This window comes from Streptomyces sp. NRRL S-920 (genome assembly GCF_000717945.1).
In the GTDB taxonomy this organism is placed as follows: Bacteria; Actinomycetota; Actinomycetes; order Streptomycetales; family Streptomycetaceae; genus Streptomyces; species Streptomyces alboniger.
Genome location: NZ_JODF01000002.1, coordinates 237,984 through 251,347, shown reverse-complemented (window position 1 = coordinate 251,347; position 13,364 = coordinate 237,984). Strand labels below are relative to the sequence as shown.

At 71.5% G+C, this 13,364-nt stretch carries 15 protein-coding genes; 7 read left to right on the top strand and 8 right to left on the bottom strand.

Annotated elements, in window-relative coordinates; translation table 11 throughout:
- Positions 1–123: 123 nt before the first annotated feature.
- Positions 124–1,230 carry a hypothetical protein gene (locus IG54_RS0102645; RefSeq protein ID WP_030776773.1) on the bottom strand — a complete coding sequence of 369 codons (1,107 nt, stop codon included), beginning with the start codon at positions 1,228–1,230 and terminating at the stop codon, positions 124–126.
- 163 nt (positions 1,231–1,393) lie between these two features.
- Positions 1,394–2,365 (bottom strand): hypothetical protein, encoded by a 972-nt coding sequence (locus tag IG54_RS0102640; RefSeq protein ID WP_030776772.1) that lies wholly within the window; start codon positions 2,363–2,365, stop codon positions 1,394–1,396.
- 91 nt (positions 2,366–2,456) lie between these two features.
- On the opposite strand from IG54_RS0102640, the gene IG54_RS0102635 reads away from it, so the two are divergent.
- Positions 2,457–2,915, top strand: a complete 459-nt coding sequence (locus IG54_RS0102635; RefSeq protein ID WP_199783072.1) for a DUF4442 domain-containing protein — start codon at positions 2,457–2,459, stop codon at positions 2,913–2,915.
- A gap of 115 nt (positions 2,916–3,030) precedes the next feature.
- Entirely contained in the window at positions 3,031–3,696 is a 666-nt protein-coding gene (locus tag IG54_RS0102630; protein ID WP_030776769.1) for a DedA family protein, read from the top strand.
- Between the two features lie 49 nt (positions 3,697–3,745).
- On the opposite strand, the gene IG54_RS0102625 is transcribed toward IG54_RS0102630, so the two are convergent.
- Positions 3,746–4,279 (bottom strand): gamma carbonic anhydrase family protein, encoded by a 534-nt coding sequence (locus IG54_RS0102625; protein WP_030776767.1) that lies wholly within the window; start codon positions 4,277–4,279, stop codon positions 3,746–3,748.
- A 138-nt stretch (positions 4,280–4,417) separates the two neighbouring features.
- On the opposite strand from IG54_RS0102625, the gene IG54_RS0102620 reads away from it, so the two are divergent.
- Complete coding sequence (locus tag IG54_RS0102620; protein ID WP_030776765.1) at positions 4,418–5,173, top strand: acyltransferase; 756 nt, start codon at positions 4,418–4,420, stop codon at positions 5,171–5,173.
- Between the two features lie 32 nt (positions 5,174–5,205).
- Here IG54_RS0102620 and IG54_RS0102615 read toward each other — a convergent pair whose 3' ends face one another.
- Positions 5,206–6,069, bottom strand: a complete 864-nt coding sequence (locus IG54_RS0102615; protein ID WP_030776762.1) for a DMT family transporter — start codon at positions 6,067–6,069, stop codon at positions 5,206–5,208.
- A 120-nt stretch (positions 6,070–6,189) separates the two neighbouring features.
- Here IG54_RS0102615 and IG54_RS0102610 point away from each other — a divergent pair, with 120 nt between their 5' ends.
- Positions 6,190–6,774, top strand: coding sequence for a helix-turn-helix domain-containing protein (locus tag IG54_RS0102610; RefSeq protein ID WP_030776760.1), 585 nt, complete (start codon positions 6,190–6,192; stop codon positions 6,772–6,774).
- 42 nt (positions 6,775–6,816) lie between these two features.
- Complete coding sequence (locus IG54_RS0102605; RefSeq protein ID WP_030776757.1) at positions 6,817–7,377, top strand: YbaK/EbsC family protein; 561 nt, start codon at positions 6,817–6,819, stop codon at positions 7,375–7,377.
- An 8-nt stretch (positions 7,378–7,385) separates the two neighbouring features.
- On the opposite strand, the gene IG54_RS0102600 is transcribed toward IG54_RS0102605, so the two are convergent.
- Both IG54_RS0102600 and IG54_RS0102595 read right to left on the bottom strand, forming a co-directional pair.
- Positions 7,386–8,558 carry an acyl-CoA dehydrogenase family protein gene (locus tag IG54_RS0102600; RefSeq protein WP_030776754.1) on the bottom strand — a complete coding sequence of 391 codons (1,173 nt, stop codon included), beginning with the start codon at positions 8,556–8,558 and terminating at the stop codon, positions 7,386–7,388.
- Positions 8,555–9,751: a CaiB/BaiF CoA transferase family protein gene (locus IG54_RS0102595; protein WP_030776752.1), complete on the bottom strand. Its 1,197-nt coding sequence runs from the start codon at positions 9,749–9,751 to the stop codon at positions 8,555–8,557. The genes IG54_RS0102600 and IG54_RS0102595 overlap by 4 nt, the downstream gene beginning before the upstream one ends.
- Positions 9,752–10,068: 317 nt before the next feature.
- On the opposite strand from IG54_RS0102595, the gene IG54_RS0102590 reads away from it, so the two are divergent.
- Together IG54_RS0102590 and IG54_RS37560 are read left to right on the top strand one after the other, a co-directional pair.
- On the top strand, positions 10,069–10,821 hold the full coding sequence (locus IG54_RS0102590; RefSeq protein WP_030776750.1) for a GNAT family N-acetyltransferase: 753 nt from the start codon (positions 10,069–10,071) through the stop codon (positions 10,819–10,821).
- Complete coding sequence (locus IG54_RS37560; protein ID WP_063756179.1) at positions 10,818–11,657, top strand: lysophospholipid acyltransferase family protein; 840 nt, start codon at positions 10,818–10,820, stop codon at positions 11,655–11,657. Before IG54_RS0102590 ends, IG54_RS37560 begins: the two co-directional genes overlap by 4 nt.
- Here the strand turns inward: IG54_RS37560 and IG54_RS0102580 are convergent.
- Together IG54_RS0102580 and IG54_RS0102575 are read right to left on the bottom strand one after the other, a co-directional pair.
- Positions 11,641–12,705: a chitinase gene (locus IG54_RS0102580; RefSeq protein WP_030776744.1), complete on the bottom strand. Its 1,065-nt coding sequence runs from the start codon at positions 12,703–12,705 to the stop codon at positions 11,641–11,643. The two genes, IG54_RS37560 and IG54_RS0102580, sit on opposite strands and share 17 nt — an antisense overlap.
- 130 nt (positions 12,706–12,835) lie before the next feature.
- A complete protein-coding gene (locus tag IG54_RS0102575) occupies positions 12,836–13,291 on the bottom strand; it encodes an Lrp/AsnC family transcriptional regulator (RefSeq protein ID WP_030776740.1) in 456 nt (151 codons plus the stop codon).
- Positions 13,292–13,364 lie beyond the last annotated feature (73 nt).

Sequence of the window (13,364 nt, the reverse complement as noted above, 5' to 3'; positions counted from 1 at the left end):
CGGTGGTCGGCCGACTTGCCAAACCGTTTCTGCACTGACTCGGAACGCGCCGTGATTCAGAACGTGCACTGATTCAGAACGTGCACTGATTCAGAACGTGCACTGATTCAGAATGTGGCCCGCTCAGGACTCCTCGGAGGCCGCCTCGCTCCATCGCACGGTGGCGAGGATCTTCTTGACCGTGGCGTCGGAGACCTCATCCTTGACGCCCTTGGCGGAGTAGAGGGTCCAGGCCACGTACTCGCCGGCCTCGTTCTTGAAGGCGAACGTGGTGGCCTTGCCCTCGGAGTCGCACTTGGCGGAGGTGGCCGCGCCGGACGTCGTCGAGGTGGCGACGCTGCCCTTGACGCCCGACTTGGTGGTGTACTCCTCCACCTTGCCGATCTTGATCTTCTTCTTGTCGGCCTTGGTCTGCTCGGTGTAGCCGCCGAAGACCCACCAGGCCGAGTCGTTGCGCGCGACGTCCTTGGTGTTCTTGGCGCCGTTCTGGCCCTTGGTGCCGACCGCGGCGAGCGAGGTCTCGTCGGGCTTGCCGTCGTCGTCGCTGTCGGTCGTGCACCACTTCTCTTTGTAGTACGCGGGCGCGGACATGCCGATGATCGCCTTCGTACCGTCGTCCTTGCGGTCGTCGAAACCGATGAACGTGCCCGGCGTCTTGACCTCCCAGTCCGCCGGGACGTCGAAGGCGGTGCCCCACTTGGGGTTCACCACGACCTGCCAGCCGGGGATCGTCGGCTTGTCCTCGCCGCCCTCACCGCGTTCGTTGCCACCATCGGTGGCCGTCGGGCTCGGCTTCCCGGTGACGGACTTCGAGGGCTTCGCCGGGCCCGCCTCGTCGACCTTGTCGTCCTTGTCACCGCCGAGGACGAGGAAGCCGGTGACGCCGGCCGCCACCACCACGGCCAGCGCAGCGACGATGGCGGTGATCTTCGTCTTGTTGCCGCCCCCGCCCTGGCCACCGCCACCCTGGCCGCCGGCGCCCTGCTGCGGAATCCCGGGCGGCGGCGTCGGAGCGGCCCACTGCGGCTGCTCGGGCTGCGAGAACGCGCCCGGCTGGTGCTGCTGGTAGCCACCGGCCGGCGGTTGCTGCGGGTAACCCCCCGTGGGCTGCTGCTGGTACCCCGGCTGCTGATAGGGATTCGGCGCCTGGTACCCCGGCTGCTGGTACGGGTTCGGATTCTGGTCCTGCGGGTTCTGCTCGCCCCCGGGCGGCTGCTGTTCTGGCCACATGGCCAGTAACCATAGAGGTGCCGGGGCGCCGGTTGCCACGGGCGTCCCCGTCGGGCCGCCGCCGACGGGGGAACGCGGGCGCGGGGCGCGGGCGGTACATACGGAGAAAGCGGGGAAAAGCGTCAGGATTCCGTCGGGTCGCCCCGGAGGGCATCGGCGCTGCTCAGTCCTCGGGCATCTCGTACTCGCGCACGGTCGCAAGGATCTTCTTCACGGTCGCGTCGGGAAGCTCGCCCGCGACCCCCTTGGCGCCGTGGAAGGACCAGGAGGCGAACTCCCCGCCCGAGTCCTTGAAGGCGAACACCGTGGCCTTGCCGTCGGAGTCGCACGTGTCCTGCTTCTCGACGCCCGCCGAACTGGCGCTCACCAGACTGCCGCTGAGACCCGACTTCGTGGTGTACGACTCCACGGCGCCGGTCGTGACCTTCTTCTTGTCGGGCTGCGCGTACGCGCCGTAGACCCACATGGTGGCGTCGTGCCGCGCGGCCTCCTCGGTGCTCTTGACGCCCCTGTTGCCCCGGGTGCCCGCGGCCGCCAGCGCGGTGTGGTCCTTGACGCCGTCCCTGTCGTCGTCGCTCGCGCACCACTTCTCCTTGAAGTAGGCGGGAGCGGCGAAGGCCGCGATGAGCGGGGCCGATTCGTCGTCGGCGTCCTTCTCCTCCACGATCCCGCCGGCCCAGTCCCTGGCGCCCAGGGACCACTCGGGAGGCACGTCGAACGCGATGCCGCGCCGAGGGTTCACGACGACCTTCCAGCCGGGCACGGTCGGTTCGGGGTCGCCGCCCCCGGTGCGGGGGTTGTCGGCGGAGCCGGACGGGCTCGCGGAGGCGGCGGACCGCGTCGGGTCCGGCTTCGCGGTGTCGTCCTGGTCGCCGCCCAGCAGCAGGAACCCGGTGACGCCGGCGGCCACGACCACGGCCGCCGCCGCGGACAGGGCGATCACCTTCGTCCGCCTGCCGTTGCCCGGCGGGGGCCCGGACGCCGCACCTCGCGGGCCGCCAGGCATGGTCGGAGCGTCCCAAGGGGCTTGCTGCTGATAGGGGTTGGGCTGTTGGTACCCGGGCCGCTGGTACGGGTTCTCTTCCTGGCCCCGCGGGTCCTGTTCGCCCCCGGGCGGCTGCTGTCCATGCCACATGGGCGTCAACGATAGGTGACGGTGATCCCCGGCGATCCCTCGGGAGGACAGCCCTGGTCAACCGAGTCTACTCGTGGGTAACATCGCGGCCATGAGCGCAGACCAGATGTCGATCGGCGAGATGCTCGCCGCCACGGTGCCGATGGCCAGGACCCTGAACCTCGAGTTCCGGGAGACCACGCCGGACAAGGCCGTCGTGGCCCTGCCGGACCAGAGCGATTACCACAACCACGTCGGCGGCCCGCACGCCGGCGCCATGTTCACGCTGGGCGAGTCCGCGAGCGGGGCCATCGTCCTCGCCGCGTTCGGCGCGCAGCTCTCCCGCGCCGTGCCGCTCGCCGTCAGCGCCGAGATCGCGTACAAGAAGCTGGCCATGGGCCCCGTGACGGCGACGGCCACCCTCGGCCGTCCCGCCGCCGACGTGGTCGCCGAGCTGGACGCGGGACAGCGCCCGGAGTTCCCGGTCGCGATCGAGATCCAGCGCGCGGACGGGGCGGTGACCGGCGAGATGACGGTCCTGTGGACCCTGCGGCCCAACGACCCGAGCTGACGGGGGCGCCCCGCCCGAGCCGCCCCCGGTGATCCCGGACGGGTAGGCTGCCCGGCGTGCGCGGCCGTGTGGCGCGTACGCCGGGCAGGTACTTGGACTACGGGAGGAACCGGCGTTGCACGTCCAGGAGTGGCTGGAGCAGGTGCCAGCCGTCAGCATCTACGCGCTGGTGGGAATCGTCATCGGTCTGGAAAGCCTGGGCATTCCGCTGCCCGGTGAGATCGTCCTGGTCTCCGCGGCCCTCCTCTCCTCCCAGCACGGTGACATCGACCCGGTGATCCTGGGTGTGTGCGCCACGGCGGGCGCCATCATCGGCGACTCCATCGGGTACGCCATCGGGCGCAAGGGCGGTCGGCCGCTGCTGGCCTGGCTGGAGCGGAAGTTCCCCAAGCACTTCAGCGCGGCCAACGTCGCGACCTGCGAGCGGTCCTTCCAGAAGTGGGGCATGTGGGCCGTCTTCTTCGGCCGCTTCGTCGCCCTGCTCCGCATCTTCGCGGGCCCGCTCGCGGGCGTGCTGCGCATGCCGTACTGGAAGTTCCTCGTCGCCAACGTCCTCGGCGGCATCGTCTGGGCCGGCGGCACCACCGCCGTCATCTACTACATCGGCGTGGTCGCCGAGGACTGGCTGAAGCGCTTCTCCTACCTGGGCCTCGCCATCGCCGTCCTGATCGGCGTCGGCTCGATGCTGTTCGTCAAGCGCAGGGCGAAGAAGGCGGCCGCCGAGGCGGAGGCCGCCGGGACGGCGGCGCCCGAGCGGGAGCCCGTCTCCGTCAGCGACTGAGTCACTCGACGCCCGAGTCACCCGGCGCCTGAGTTACCCAGCGCCTGAGTCACTCGGCGGCGTGCGCCTCGCGGTGGGCCCTCGCCAGCTCGACGTACATCGTTCCGTTGTAGGAGATGCCCTCGCGCTCCTCGTCGGTGAGCGGCCTGCGCACCTTGGCGGGCACGCCCGCGACCAGTGAGCCCGGGGGCACCCGCATGCCCTGCGGCACCAGGGCCTGCGCGGCGACCAGCGAACCGGCGCCGATCACCGCGCCGTTGAGGACCGTCGCGCCCATCCCGATCAGGCAGTCGTCCTCGACGGTGCAGCCGTGCAGCACGGCGTTGTGCCCCACCGAGACGCGCTCGCCGATGGCGATGGGGAAGCCGGGGTCGACGTGGAGGGTGCAGTTGTCCTGGATGTTGCTGTCGGCGCCCACGACGATGGGCCCGCAGTCGGCGCGCAGCACCGCGCCGTACCAGGCGCTCGCCCCCGCGTGCAGCGTCACCTCGCCGAGCACGACCGACGTCGGCGCGGTGAACGCGTCCTGGTCGATCTTCGGGTCCTTGCCGCCGATGCCGGTGATGAGTGCCTCGTGGCCCATCGACTCGCTCCCTCTTCGGTACGTCCGTGTGCGTCGTTGCTGACGGCACCGTACGGGACGCGGGGCGGCCCCGGCCGTAGGGTGAAGATCACAGGCCGTGGGCCTGCGGGGTCCGGTGGCACTGAGTAACGTGAGCGCGTGCCCAAGAACAGGAACACGTTCTCGTCCTTTGCCGCCGCGCCGCGCCGCCTCGCGCAGCGCGCGGTCCACGCGGGCTGGGCGTGGATGCAGCGCACGGGCGCGGTGACCGCCGCGTGCCCCGGACGGCTGCGCTTCGCCGCGATCGGCGAGGGCACGAAGCTCGCCTTCCCGCAGGGCACGGTCTTCGGGGAGCCGTGGATCCGGCTCGGCGACCACTGCGTCGTCGGCGAGCACGTCACGCTGACCGCCGGGATGATGCCGGACCTCGACCTCGGTCCCGAGCCGATCCTGAGCATCGGCAACGGCGTCGTACTCGGCCGCGGCAGCCACGTCATCGCGGACACCGCGGTCACCATCGGCGACGACTGCTACTTCGGCCCCTATGTGTACGTGACGTCCACCAACCACTCGTACGACGATCCGCACACGCCCATCGGCAAGCAGTGGCCCCGGATGGATCCGGTGGAGATCGGCCCGGGGTGCTGGGTGGGGACGGGCGCGGTCATCCTGCCGGGGGCCCGGATCGGGCGGAACGTCGTGGTCGCCGCGGGGGCGGTCGTGCGCGGTGAGGTGCCCGATCACGCGGTGGTGGCGGGGGCGCCGGCGCGCGTCGTGCGTACGTGGGACGCCGACCTGGGGTGGCAGCCTCCGCTGCGGACGCCCGCGCCGGTGCCGATTCCCGACGGGATCACGCCGGAACAGTTGATCGCCCTCGGCGAGTTGGGTGAGTTGGGCGAGCTGAGGGAGGGCTGAGCCGGGCGCTCCGCCGCGGGGGCTCAGGGGATTCAGCTCGCCAGGAGTACCGTGCCCACCAGGGCCAGGCCCGCGCCCGCGGCCTGGATTCCGCGCAGCCGTTCCTTGAGTACCGCCATGGCGGCGAGCGCCGTGACCACCGGATAGACGGAGGAGAGCACCGCGGCGACCGTGACCGGGCCGTTCTGGGCCGCCACCGAGTACGTGCCGTTGGCCGCCACGTCCGCCAGGCCCACGAAGGCGAGGGCGGGGACCAGCGCCCACAGGACGCCCATGCCGGAACCCTCGGGCAGCGCCCTGCCGCCGCGCCGCACCGAGACGTACAGCGCGGTACCGCCCGCCGTCACATTCGTCACGCGCTGTACGAAGAGGGCGAGGAACAGGCCGGTCAGGCTGGTGGAGGCCTCGGCGATCAGCGCCATGACGCCGCCGAAGCCGAAGGCCGCGACGAGCGTGAGCAGGACGGCCTGCCGCTGGACGGGCGCGCCGCGCAGCTCGGGGCCGCCCGCGAGCACGATGCCCGCCACCGCCACGGCGATGCCCGCGAACTGCGCCACCCCGGGCCGCTCGCCGAGCAGCAGCCCGACGCCGACGGGCACCGCGACGCCCAGCGAGCCGAGCGGCGAGACGACGCCCATCGGGCCGAGGGCGAGAGCCTTGTAGAACGCGAGCATGGCGACCGGGCCGACGAGGCCCGCGCCCACCGCGAACCACAGCTGCGGTCCCCACTCCGTCCAGCCGCCGGTCGCCGCCACGATCACGCCGAGTACGACCACGGCGATCGTCTGCGAGGCCACTACCACCGTGAGGGCGGGGACGCGCCGGGTCAGCAGTCCGCCGCCGAAGTCGGCGAGGCCCCACAGAAAGCTGGTGGCCAAGGCGAACAGTACGGTCATGGAAGGGCCTCGCAGTACAGTGTGTTGAACCATCGGGAAGCATCAGGTGCACCACACCGTAGTGCACTATCGTGAACTCTGTCATCCAAAATATTGGACGGCCAATACAGTGGACGGAATGTGTCGGACCTCGACCAGCTGACCCAGTCGCTCGCACGCAACCTCAAGCGCTGGCGCAATGAGAGGGGCTTCACCCTCGACGCCCTGGCGGCCCGCGCGGGCGTGAGCCGCGGCATGATCATCCAGATCGAGCAGGCCAGGACCAACCCCAGCGTGGGCATCACGGTGAAGCTCGCGGACGCGCTGGGCGTCAGCATCACCACGCTCCTCGACTACGAACAGGGCTCCCACGTCCGGCTCGTACCGGCGGAGCAGGCGGTGCGCATGTGGTCGACGGAGGCGGGCAGCAGCACCACGCTCCTGGTCGGAGCCGAGGCGCGCGGCCCCTTCGAGCTGTGGTCCTGGCATCTGATGCCGGGCGAGGGCAGCGACTCCGACGGGCATCCGCCGGGCACCGTCGAGCTGCTGCACGTGTCGCGGGGCGAACTGACGCTCGTCGTGGACGGCGTCGAGCACCTCGTCGCGGCGGGGACGGGGGCCACCTTTGAGGCCAATGTGCCGCACGGCTACCACAACAAGGGGGCCGAGCCCGTAGAGATGACGATGTCGGTCTCGGTGCCGCCCGCCCACGCGTCCGCCTACTGATCACCGCCGGCTCGGCCGCTCGACGGCTGTTAGCGTGCCGCCATGCGTGCTCCTCTTGGTGACTTCGACGTCGTCCACCCCGCCCCCGAAGTCCTGGACCTGCTGGTCGCGCCCGTCGCGGAAGCCGTACGAGGCTGGCACGGGCCCGTCCCCGCCGACGAGTTGATCCATGTCGACAGCGACCCGCGGTGGGCCGACACCGCGGCCTTCCTTGAGCACTACGGCCCCGAACTGCTCGATCAGTCCGCGAACTGCGTCGTCGTCGCGGGCAAGCGCGGTGGGCAGGCCACGCTCGCCGCGTGCGTCGTGCCGTCCGGGACGCGTGTGGACGTGAACGGCGTCGTACGGCGTCAACTCGGCGCCCGCAAGGCCTCGTTCGCGCCGATGGAGACGGCCACGGGCGAGACCGGCATGGAGTACGGGGGCATCACGCCGATCGGGCTGCCCGCCGCGTGGCCACTGCTCGTCGACGCCGTCGTCGCCGATCTGCCGTACGTCCTCGTGGGCAGTGGAAGCCGCCGCGGCAAGCTCATCGTGCCCGGCAAGGTCTTCGCCGGGCTGCCGAACGCGCTGGTCATCGAGGGGCTCGGCACCGCCGCCTGAGGGACGGCTCAGGCGTCCAGGCCGCCGCGCGCGACGAGTTGACGCGCGATCACATTGCGCTGGATCTCGTTCGTGCCCTCGCCGACGATCATCAGTGGCGCGTCACGGAAGTAGCGTTCGGCGTCGAACTCCGTGGAGTAGCCCTGACCGCCGTGGATGCGGACCGCGTCCAGGGTGATCCGCATGGCCGCCTCCGACGCGAACAGCTTGGCCATCCCCGCCTCCATGTCGACGCGCCGGCCCGCGTCGGCCTCCCGGGCCGCGTGCAGGGTGAGCTGCCGGGCCGCGGAGAGCGAAGTCGCCATGTCCGCGAGGTAGTTGCCGATGGACTGGTGCTGCCAGATCGGTACGCCGAACGACTCACGCTGCTGGGCGTAGCGCAGCGCGTCCTCGAAGGCGGCCCTCCCCACGCCGAGCGCGCGGGCCGCGACCTGGAGCCGCCCCGTCTCCAGGCCCTTCATCAGCTGCCCGAACCCCCTGCCCTCGACGCCGCCGAGCAGCGCCTCGGCCGGGGCGCGGTAGCCGAAGAAGGACAGCTCGCAGCTCTCCACGCCCTTGTAGCCGAGCTTGGGCAGATCGCGTGAGACGGTCAGGCCGGGGCCGTGCTCGACGAGCAGGACGGAGATGCCGCGGTGGCGGGGTTCGGCGTCCGGGTCGGTCTTGCAGAGCAGCGCGATCAGCTGGGAGCGGCGGGAGTTGGTGATCCAGGTCTTCGCTCCGTCGACCACGTAGCCGCCGCCGTCCTCGTCACGGCGGGCGATCGTGCGCAGCGCCTGGAGGTCGGAGCCGCCGCCCGGTTCGGTCAGCGCCATCGTGGCGCGGACCTCGCCGGTGGCCATGCGGGGCAGCCAGCGGCGTTTCTGCGCGTCGGTGCCGAAGTGCAGGAGCAGCTTCGCGACCACCGAGTGCCCGCCCATCGCGCCCGCCAGGCTCATCCAGCCGCGCGCCAGCTCCTCGGTGACCAGGACGTAGCAGGGGGTGGAGACGGCGGTGCCGCCGAACTCCTCCGGCACGGCGAGCCCGAAGACGCCGAGTTCCTTCATCGTCTCGATGAGCGCCTCGGGGTAGGCGTCGGCGCGCTCCAACTCCCGTGCTACGGGCTTGACGTGGCGTTCGACGAAGTCCCGCACGGTCTTGATGACCAACTGCTCGTCGGGGGAGAGACTCTCGAGGGCGCTCACCGGCAGACCCCCTCCGCGAGCAGCCGCGCGATGGTGTCGGGGTCGCGTCCCAGCTCGGCGAGGATCGCCTCGGTGTGCTCGCCCGCCGCGGGGACCGGATCCATGCGCGGCGCGACCCCGGAGAGAGCGGCGGGCGGCAGCAGCGCCTCCACGGCAGTCGGCGCTCCCGGCACCTCCACCTCCTGCCAGCGCCCGCGCTCGGTCAGCACGGGGTGGTCGAGGAACTCATGGACCGAATTGACGCCCGCGTTGGCGATGTTGGCCCGGTCGAGCAGCTTCATCGCCTCCTCGCTGCCGAGTTCCCCGAAGCGTACGGAGATGATCGCGTCGAGGGCCTCGCGGTGCGCCACGCGGCCGGACCCGGTGGCGAACCGCGGGTCGGCCGCCAGCTCCGGACGGCCGATGAACTCCGTGCACAGCGCCACCCATTCGCGCTCGTTCTGCACGGACAGCAGCACGTCCTTGCCGTCGGAGGCGGTGAACGGGCCGTAGGGGGCGACCGTCGCGTGCCGGGCGCCGACGCGGGGCGGCTGGGTGCCGCCGTACCGCGTGTAGTAGGCGGGCTGGCTCATCCACTCGGCGAGCGCGTCGAAGAGGGAGACCTCGACGGCCGGTGCGCGGCCGGTCGTCGCCCGTGTGAACAGGGCCGACAGGACACCGCTGTACGCGTACATCCCGCCCGCGATGTCGGCCACCGAGATGCCGACGCGCACCGCCTCGTCGGGGGTGCCGGTGAGCTGGAGGAGTCCTGTCTGGCACTGCACGAGCAGGTCGTACGCCTTGCGGTCGGCCCAGGGCCCGTCGGTGCCGTAGCCGCTGATGGTGCAGGGAATGAGGGAGGGGTGGCGGGCCTGGAGCTGGTCCGCGCCCAACCCCATGCGGGCGGCCGCGCCCGGGGCGAGGTTCTGCACGAAGACGTCCGCCCCCGCGAGCAGCTCCTCCAGGATCTCCCTGCCGCGCTCCGACTTGAGGTCGAGGGTGAGGGACTCCTTGGAGCGGTTGAGCCAGACGAAATAGCTGGCCTGCCCGTGCACGGTGGTGTCGTACCGCCGCGCGAAGTCGCCGCCGCCGGGTCGCTCGACCTTGATGACGCGCGCCCCCAGATCGGCGAGCTGCCGGGTGGCGAAGGGCGCGGCGACGGCCTGCTCAAGGCTGACGACGGTGATACCGGCGAGGGGGAGGGGAGGTGGCATGCGGCGTTTGTACGGCGTTGGCCGGGGGCGGGTCAATGGGGCCCCGCGCCGGGCGGCCGAGAAGGGTCGCGGAACCGGTGACCGCCGCCCGGTCCGCCGCCCGGTCCGGCTACGGCCGCACGGTCGCCGTGACGGGCCTGCCGGCGCCCCTAGGAACGTGTTCCCGACGTGCGCCGGACGTTCCGCGGACGTGCGTCGGAAGGGCGAAGTTCAGGCTGGGCCGCCACCGTGCTGAGCGTGCCGCTCGCGAGTAGGGGCTCGCGGGTGGCACGCAGCCGGTGCCTGCACGTCCCCACCGAACCGAGAACGGAAGTGTCATGCCCTCGACATCACTCGCTTCGACGGTCACCAGTTCGTACGTCACCTCCCTCGCGGACACCACCGAACAGATCAGGGCCGCCCAGCGGCTGCGCCACCGCGTGTTCGGCGAGGAGCTGGGCGCGGCGCTCGACACGCCCCTGCCCGGACACGACGTCGACGACTACGACGACCTCGCCGACCACCTCATCGTCACCGACACCGCGACCGGCGATGTCGTCGGCACCTACCGTCTGCTGCCGCCGGGCCGGGCCGAACGGTCCTACTCCGACCGGGAGTTCGACCTGCGCGCCCTGGACGGCCTGCGCTCCTCCACCGTCGAGGCGGGCCGCTCCTGCGTGCACCCCGACCACCGCTCGGGTGCCGTCATCAACCTCATGTGGTCCGCGCTCGCCCGTTACGTCCTGCTCTCCGGCCACCGCCACCTGGCGGGCTGCGCCTCCGTCCCGCTGGCCGACGGCGGGCGGGCCGCGTCCAGCGCCTGGCTGCTCGGCACCGCCAAGCACGCCGCGCCGCCCGAACTGCGCGTGCACCCCCGGCGCCCCTGGACGCCGACGGGACCCGCCCCGGAGCGACCCGCCTACGCCGACCTGCCGCCCTTGCTGCGCGGCTACCTCCGTCTCGGCGCGTGGATGTGCGGGGCCCCGGCGCACGACCCGGAGTTCGGCGTCGCCGACTTCTTCGTACTGCTCGACACGGAACGGCTCAGCGCGCGACACCGCCGCTTCTTCCTGGGCGAGGAGGCGCGGTGAGCCCCTGGGCGCTGGAGCCCGGTTGTCCGGCGAGCTGCGCCGCCGACCCGGTGGGGCGCGTGCCGCCGGGTGAACTGGCGCGACGGTACGCCGCGTTGACGTACGTGCTGAGCCGGGCCGCCGCGCGGGGCGACCGGCTCGCCGCACCCCGGGTCCTGCGGGGCGAGGCACGTGCGGTGCTCGGCGCGCTCGGGGTGCGGCTGGAGGCGGGTCCCGCCGGGCGGCTGGGGGTGGAGGTCGGCGGCGTGGGCACCCTCGTCGTGGCCAACCACATCTCCTGGCTCGATGTCCTCGCGCTGCTCGCAATCGAGCCGGTGTGCGTCCTCGCCAAACGCGAGGTGGGCCAGTGGCCGGTGATCGGCGCGCTGGCCCGGCGCGCGGGGACTCGATTCATCGACAGGGGCGGAAGCCCGCGCGAACTCCCCTCGGTCGTGGCGGAGTTGGCGCACGAGTTGCGTGGTGGCACCTCGATTGCCGTCTTCCCTCAGGCGACGACGTGGTGCTCCGCGGCGGCCGGACGCTTCCGCCGGGCGGCGTTCCAGGCCGCGGCCGACGCGGGCGCTCCGGTGCGCCCGGTGACGGTCGCCTACCGCGAGGGCGGCGCCGCCACCACGGCGGCGGCCTTCCTCGGCGCCGAGGACTTCACCACCTCACTGCGCCGCGTGGCCGCGGCCCGCGATCTCACCGTACGGATCACGGCGCACCCGCCGCTGTGGGGAACGGACCGGCGGGCGCTGGCGGCCGCCGCGCACCGGGCGGTCACGAGCGCGGCCCGCACACCACCGACGGCAGGCCGCGGCCCGCTCCGGCCCGTGACGCCTACGTCAATCGCTTGAAGTTGTCCCCGAACGTCCACCCCTTCGACCCGTCCCAGTTAATGGACCAGGTCATCAGGCCCTTCAGGGCGCCGTTGTAGTGGTTCCACGCCTGGGCCACGAGGTTCGGTGACATGTAGCCGCCGCCCGCGCCCGGCTGGGCGGGCAGGCCGGGGACCTGTTTGTCGTAGGGGACCTTGATGGTGGTGCCCTGGATGACCAGGCCCTTGTCGAGGCAGTCGGTCTGCTTCGTGAAGCCCTGGACGGTGCCCGCCGGGTAGGAGTCGCCGGAACAGCCGTACATGCTGCCGTTGTAGTACTGCATGTTGAGCCACCACAGCCGGCCGTTGTCCGCGTACTTCTTGATGATCGGCAGATACGCGCCCCAGATCGAGCCGTACGTGACGCTGCCCCCGGTGACGTACGCCGTCTCCGGGGCCATGGTCAGGCCGAAGTTCGCGGGCATCCGGGCGAGGACGCCGTCGATGATGCGGACGAGGTTGGACTGGGAGGGGGAGAGCTGGTTGATGTTGCCACTGCCCACGAGCCCGGTCTCGATGTCGATGTCGATCCCGTCGAAGTTGTACTTCTTCAGGATCGGCACGATCGTCTCGACGAAGCGGTCGGCGACCCGGCTCGAACTCAGGTCGATGCCGGCCGTCGCGCCGCCGATGGACATCAGGATCGTGGCGCCGTCCGCCTTGGCCTGGCACATCTCGGCCGGGGTCGCGACCTTGACCGTCGAGTCCATCCCGTCCTCCCACAGGACGGTGCCGTCGGAGCGGATCACGGGGAAGGCCGCGTTGATCACGTTGTAGCCGTGCTGGCGGATGCGGGAGTCGGTGATCGGGGTCCAGCCGAAGGGCGGGTGGACGCCGTTGGCCGCTCCGTCCCAGTTCTCCCAGTAGCCCTGGAGCACTTTGCCCGCGGGCCTCGACTTGACCGCGCAGGTGTCGGCGGCGGGGGTGGAAGGGGCCGGGAGGGAGGAGGGGGCCGCCGCGGCGGCCGGCAGTTGTGCGACACAGGCCATCGCCAGGGCGGTCCCCAGCAGGCGTAACGTCCGACCGATCACGCTGTGCTCCTTGCGTGCGAGGGGGGAGGAGACGTGCGTGGTGCGAAGCGTCACGGTAGAAAGGACCGGACCAGCCGTCAATAGGTCTGTACCAAAGAGGAGTTGGCGGGAGTGACCCCGGGGGGCCCTAGCCGCCCACCGGAAGGCCCTTGGGCTCCTTGATCCGCTTCATGATGATCTGGGAGTTGACCTCCGTGACACCCGCGAGCGCGGTGAGCCGCTCGATCCACAGACGCTCGTACGCGGCAAGGTCCGCGACGGCGATGCGCAGCAGACAGCCGGGGCTCCCGAAGAGGCGGTACGCCTCGATGACGTCCGGGATGTCCTGGAGCGCCGCCTCGAACGCCTCGACCGTCTCGCGGTCGCGCCGCACCTCGATCGAGACCAGCACCTCGAAGCCCCGGCCGAGCGCCTCCGGGTCGACGACCGCGCGGTACCCCTGGATCACGCCGTCCAGCTCCAGCTGGCGCACGCGCCGCATGCACGGGGAGGCGCTGAGGCCGACCCGCTGGGCCAGCTCCTGATTGGTCAGCCGTCCGTCGTTCTGAAGCTCGCGCAAAATATTGCGGTCGATCGCGTCCATGGCGCAATTATCCACCCCGGCGATCGATTAATCGAGCGGATAGAGGCAAGCACATTGCGCGGTGTTCGATCTA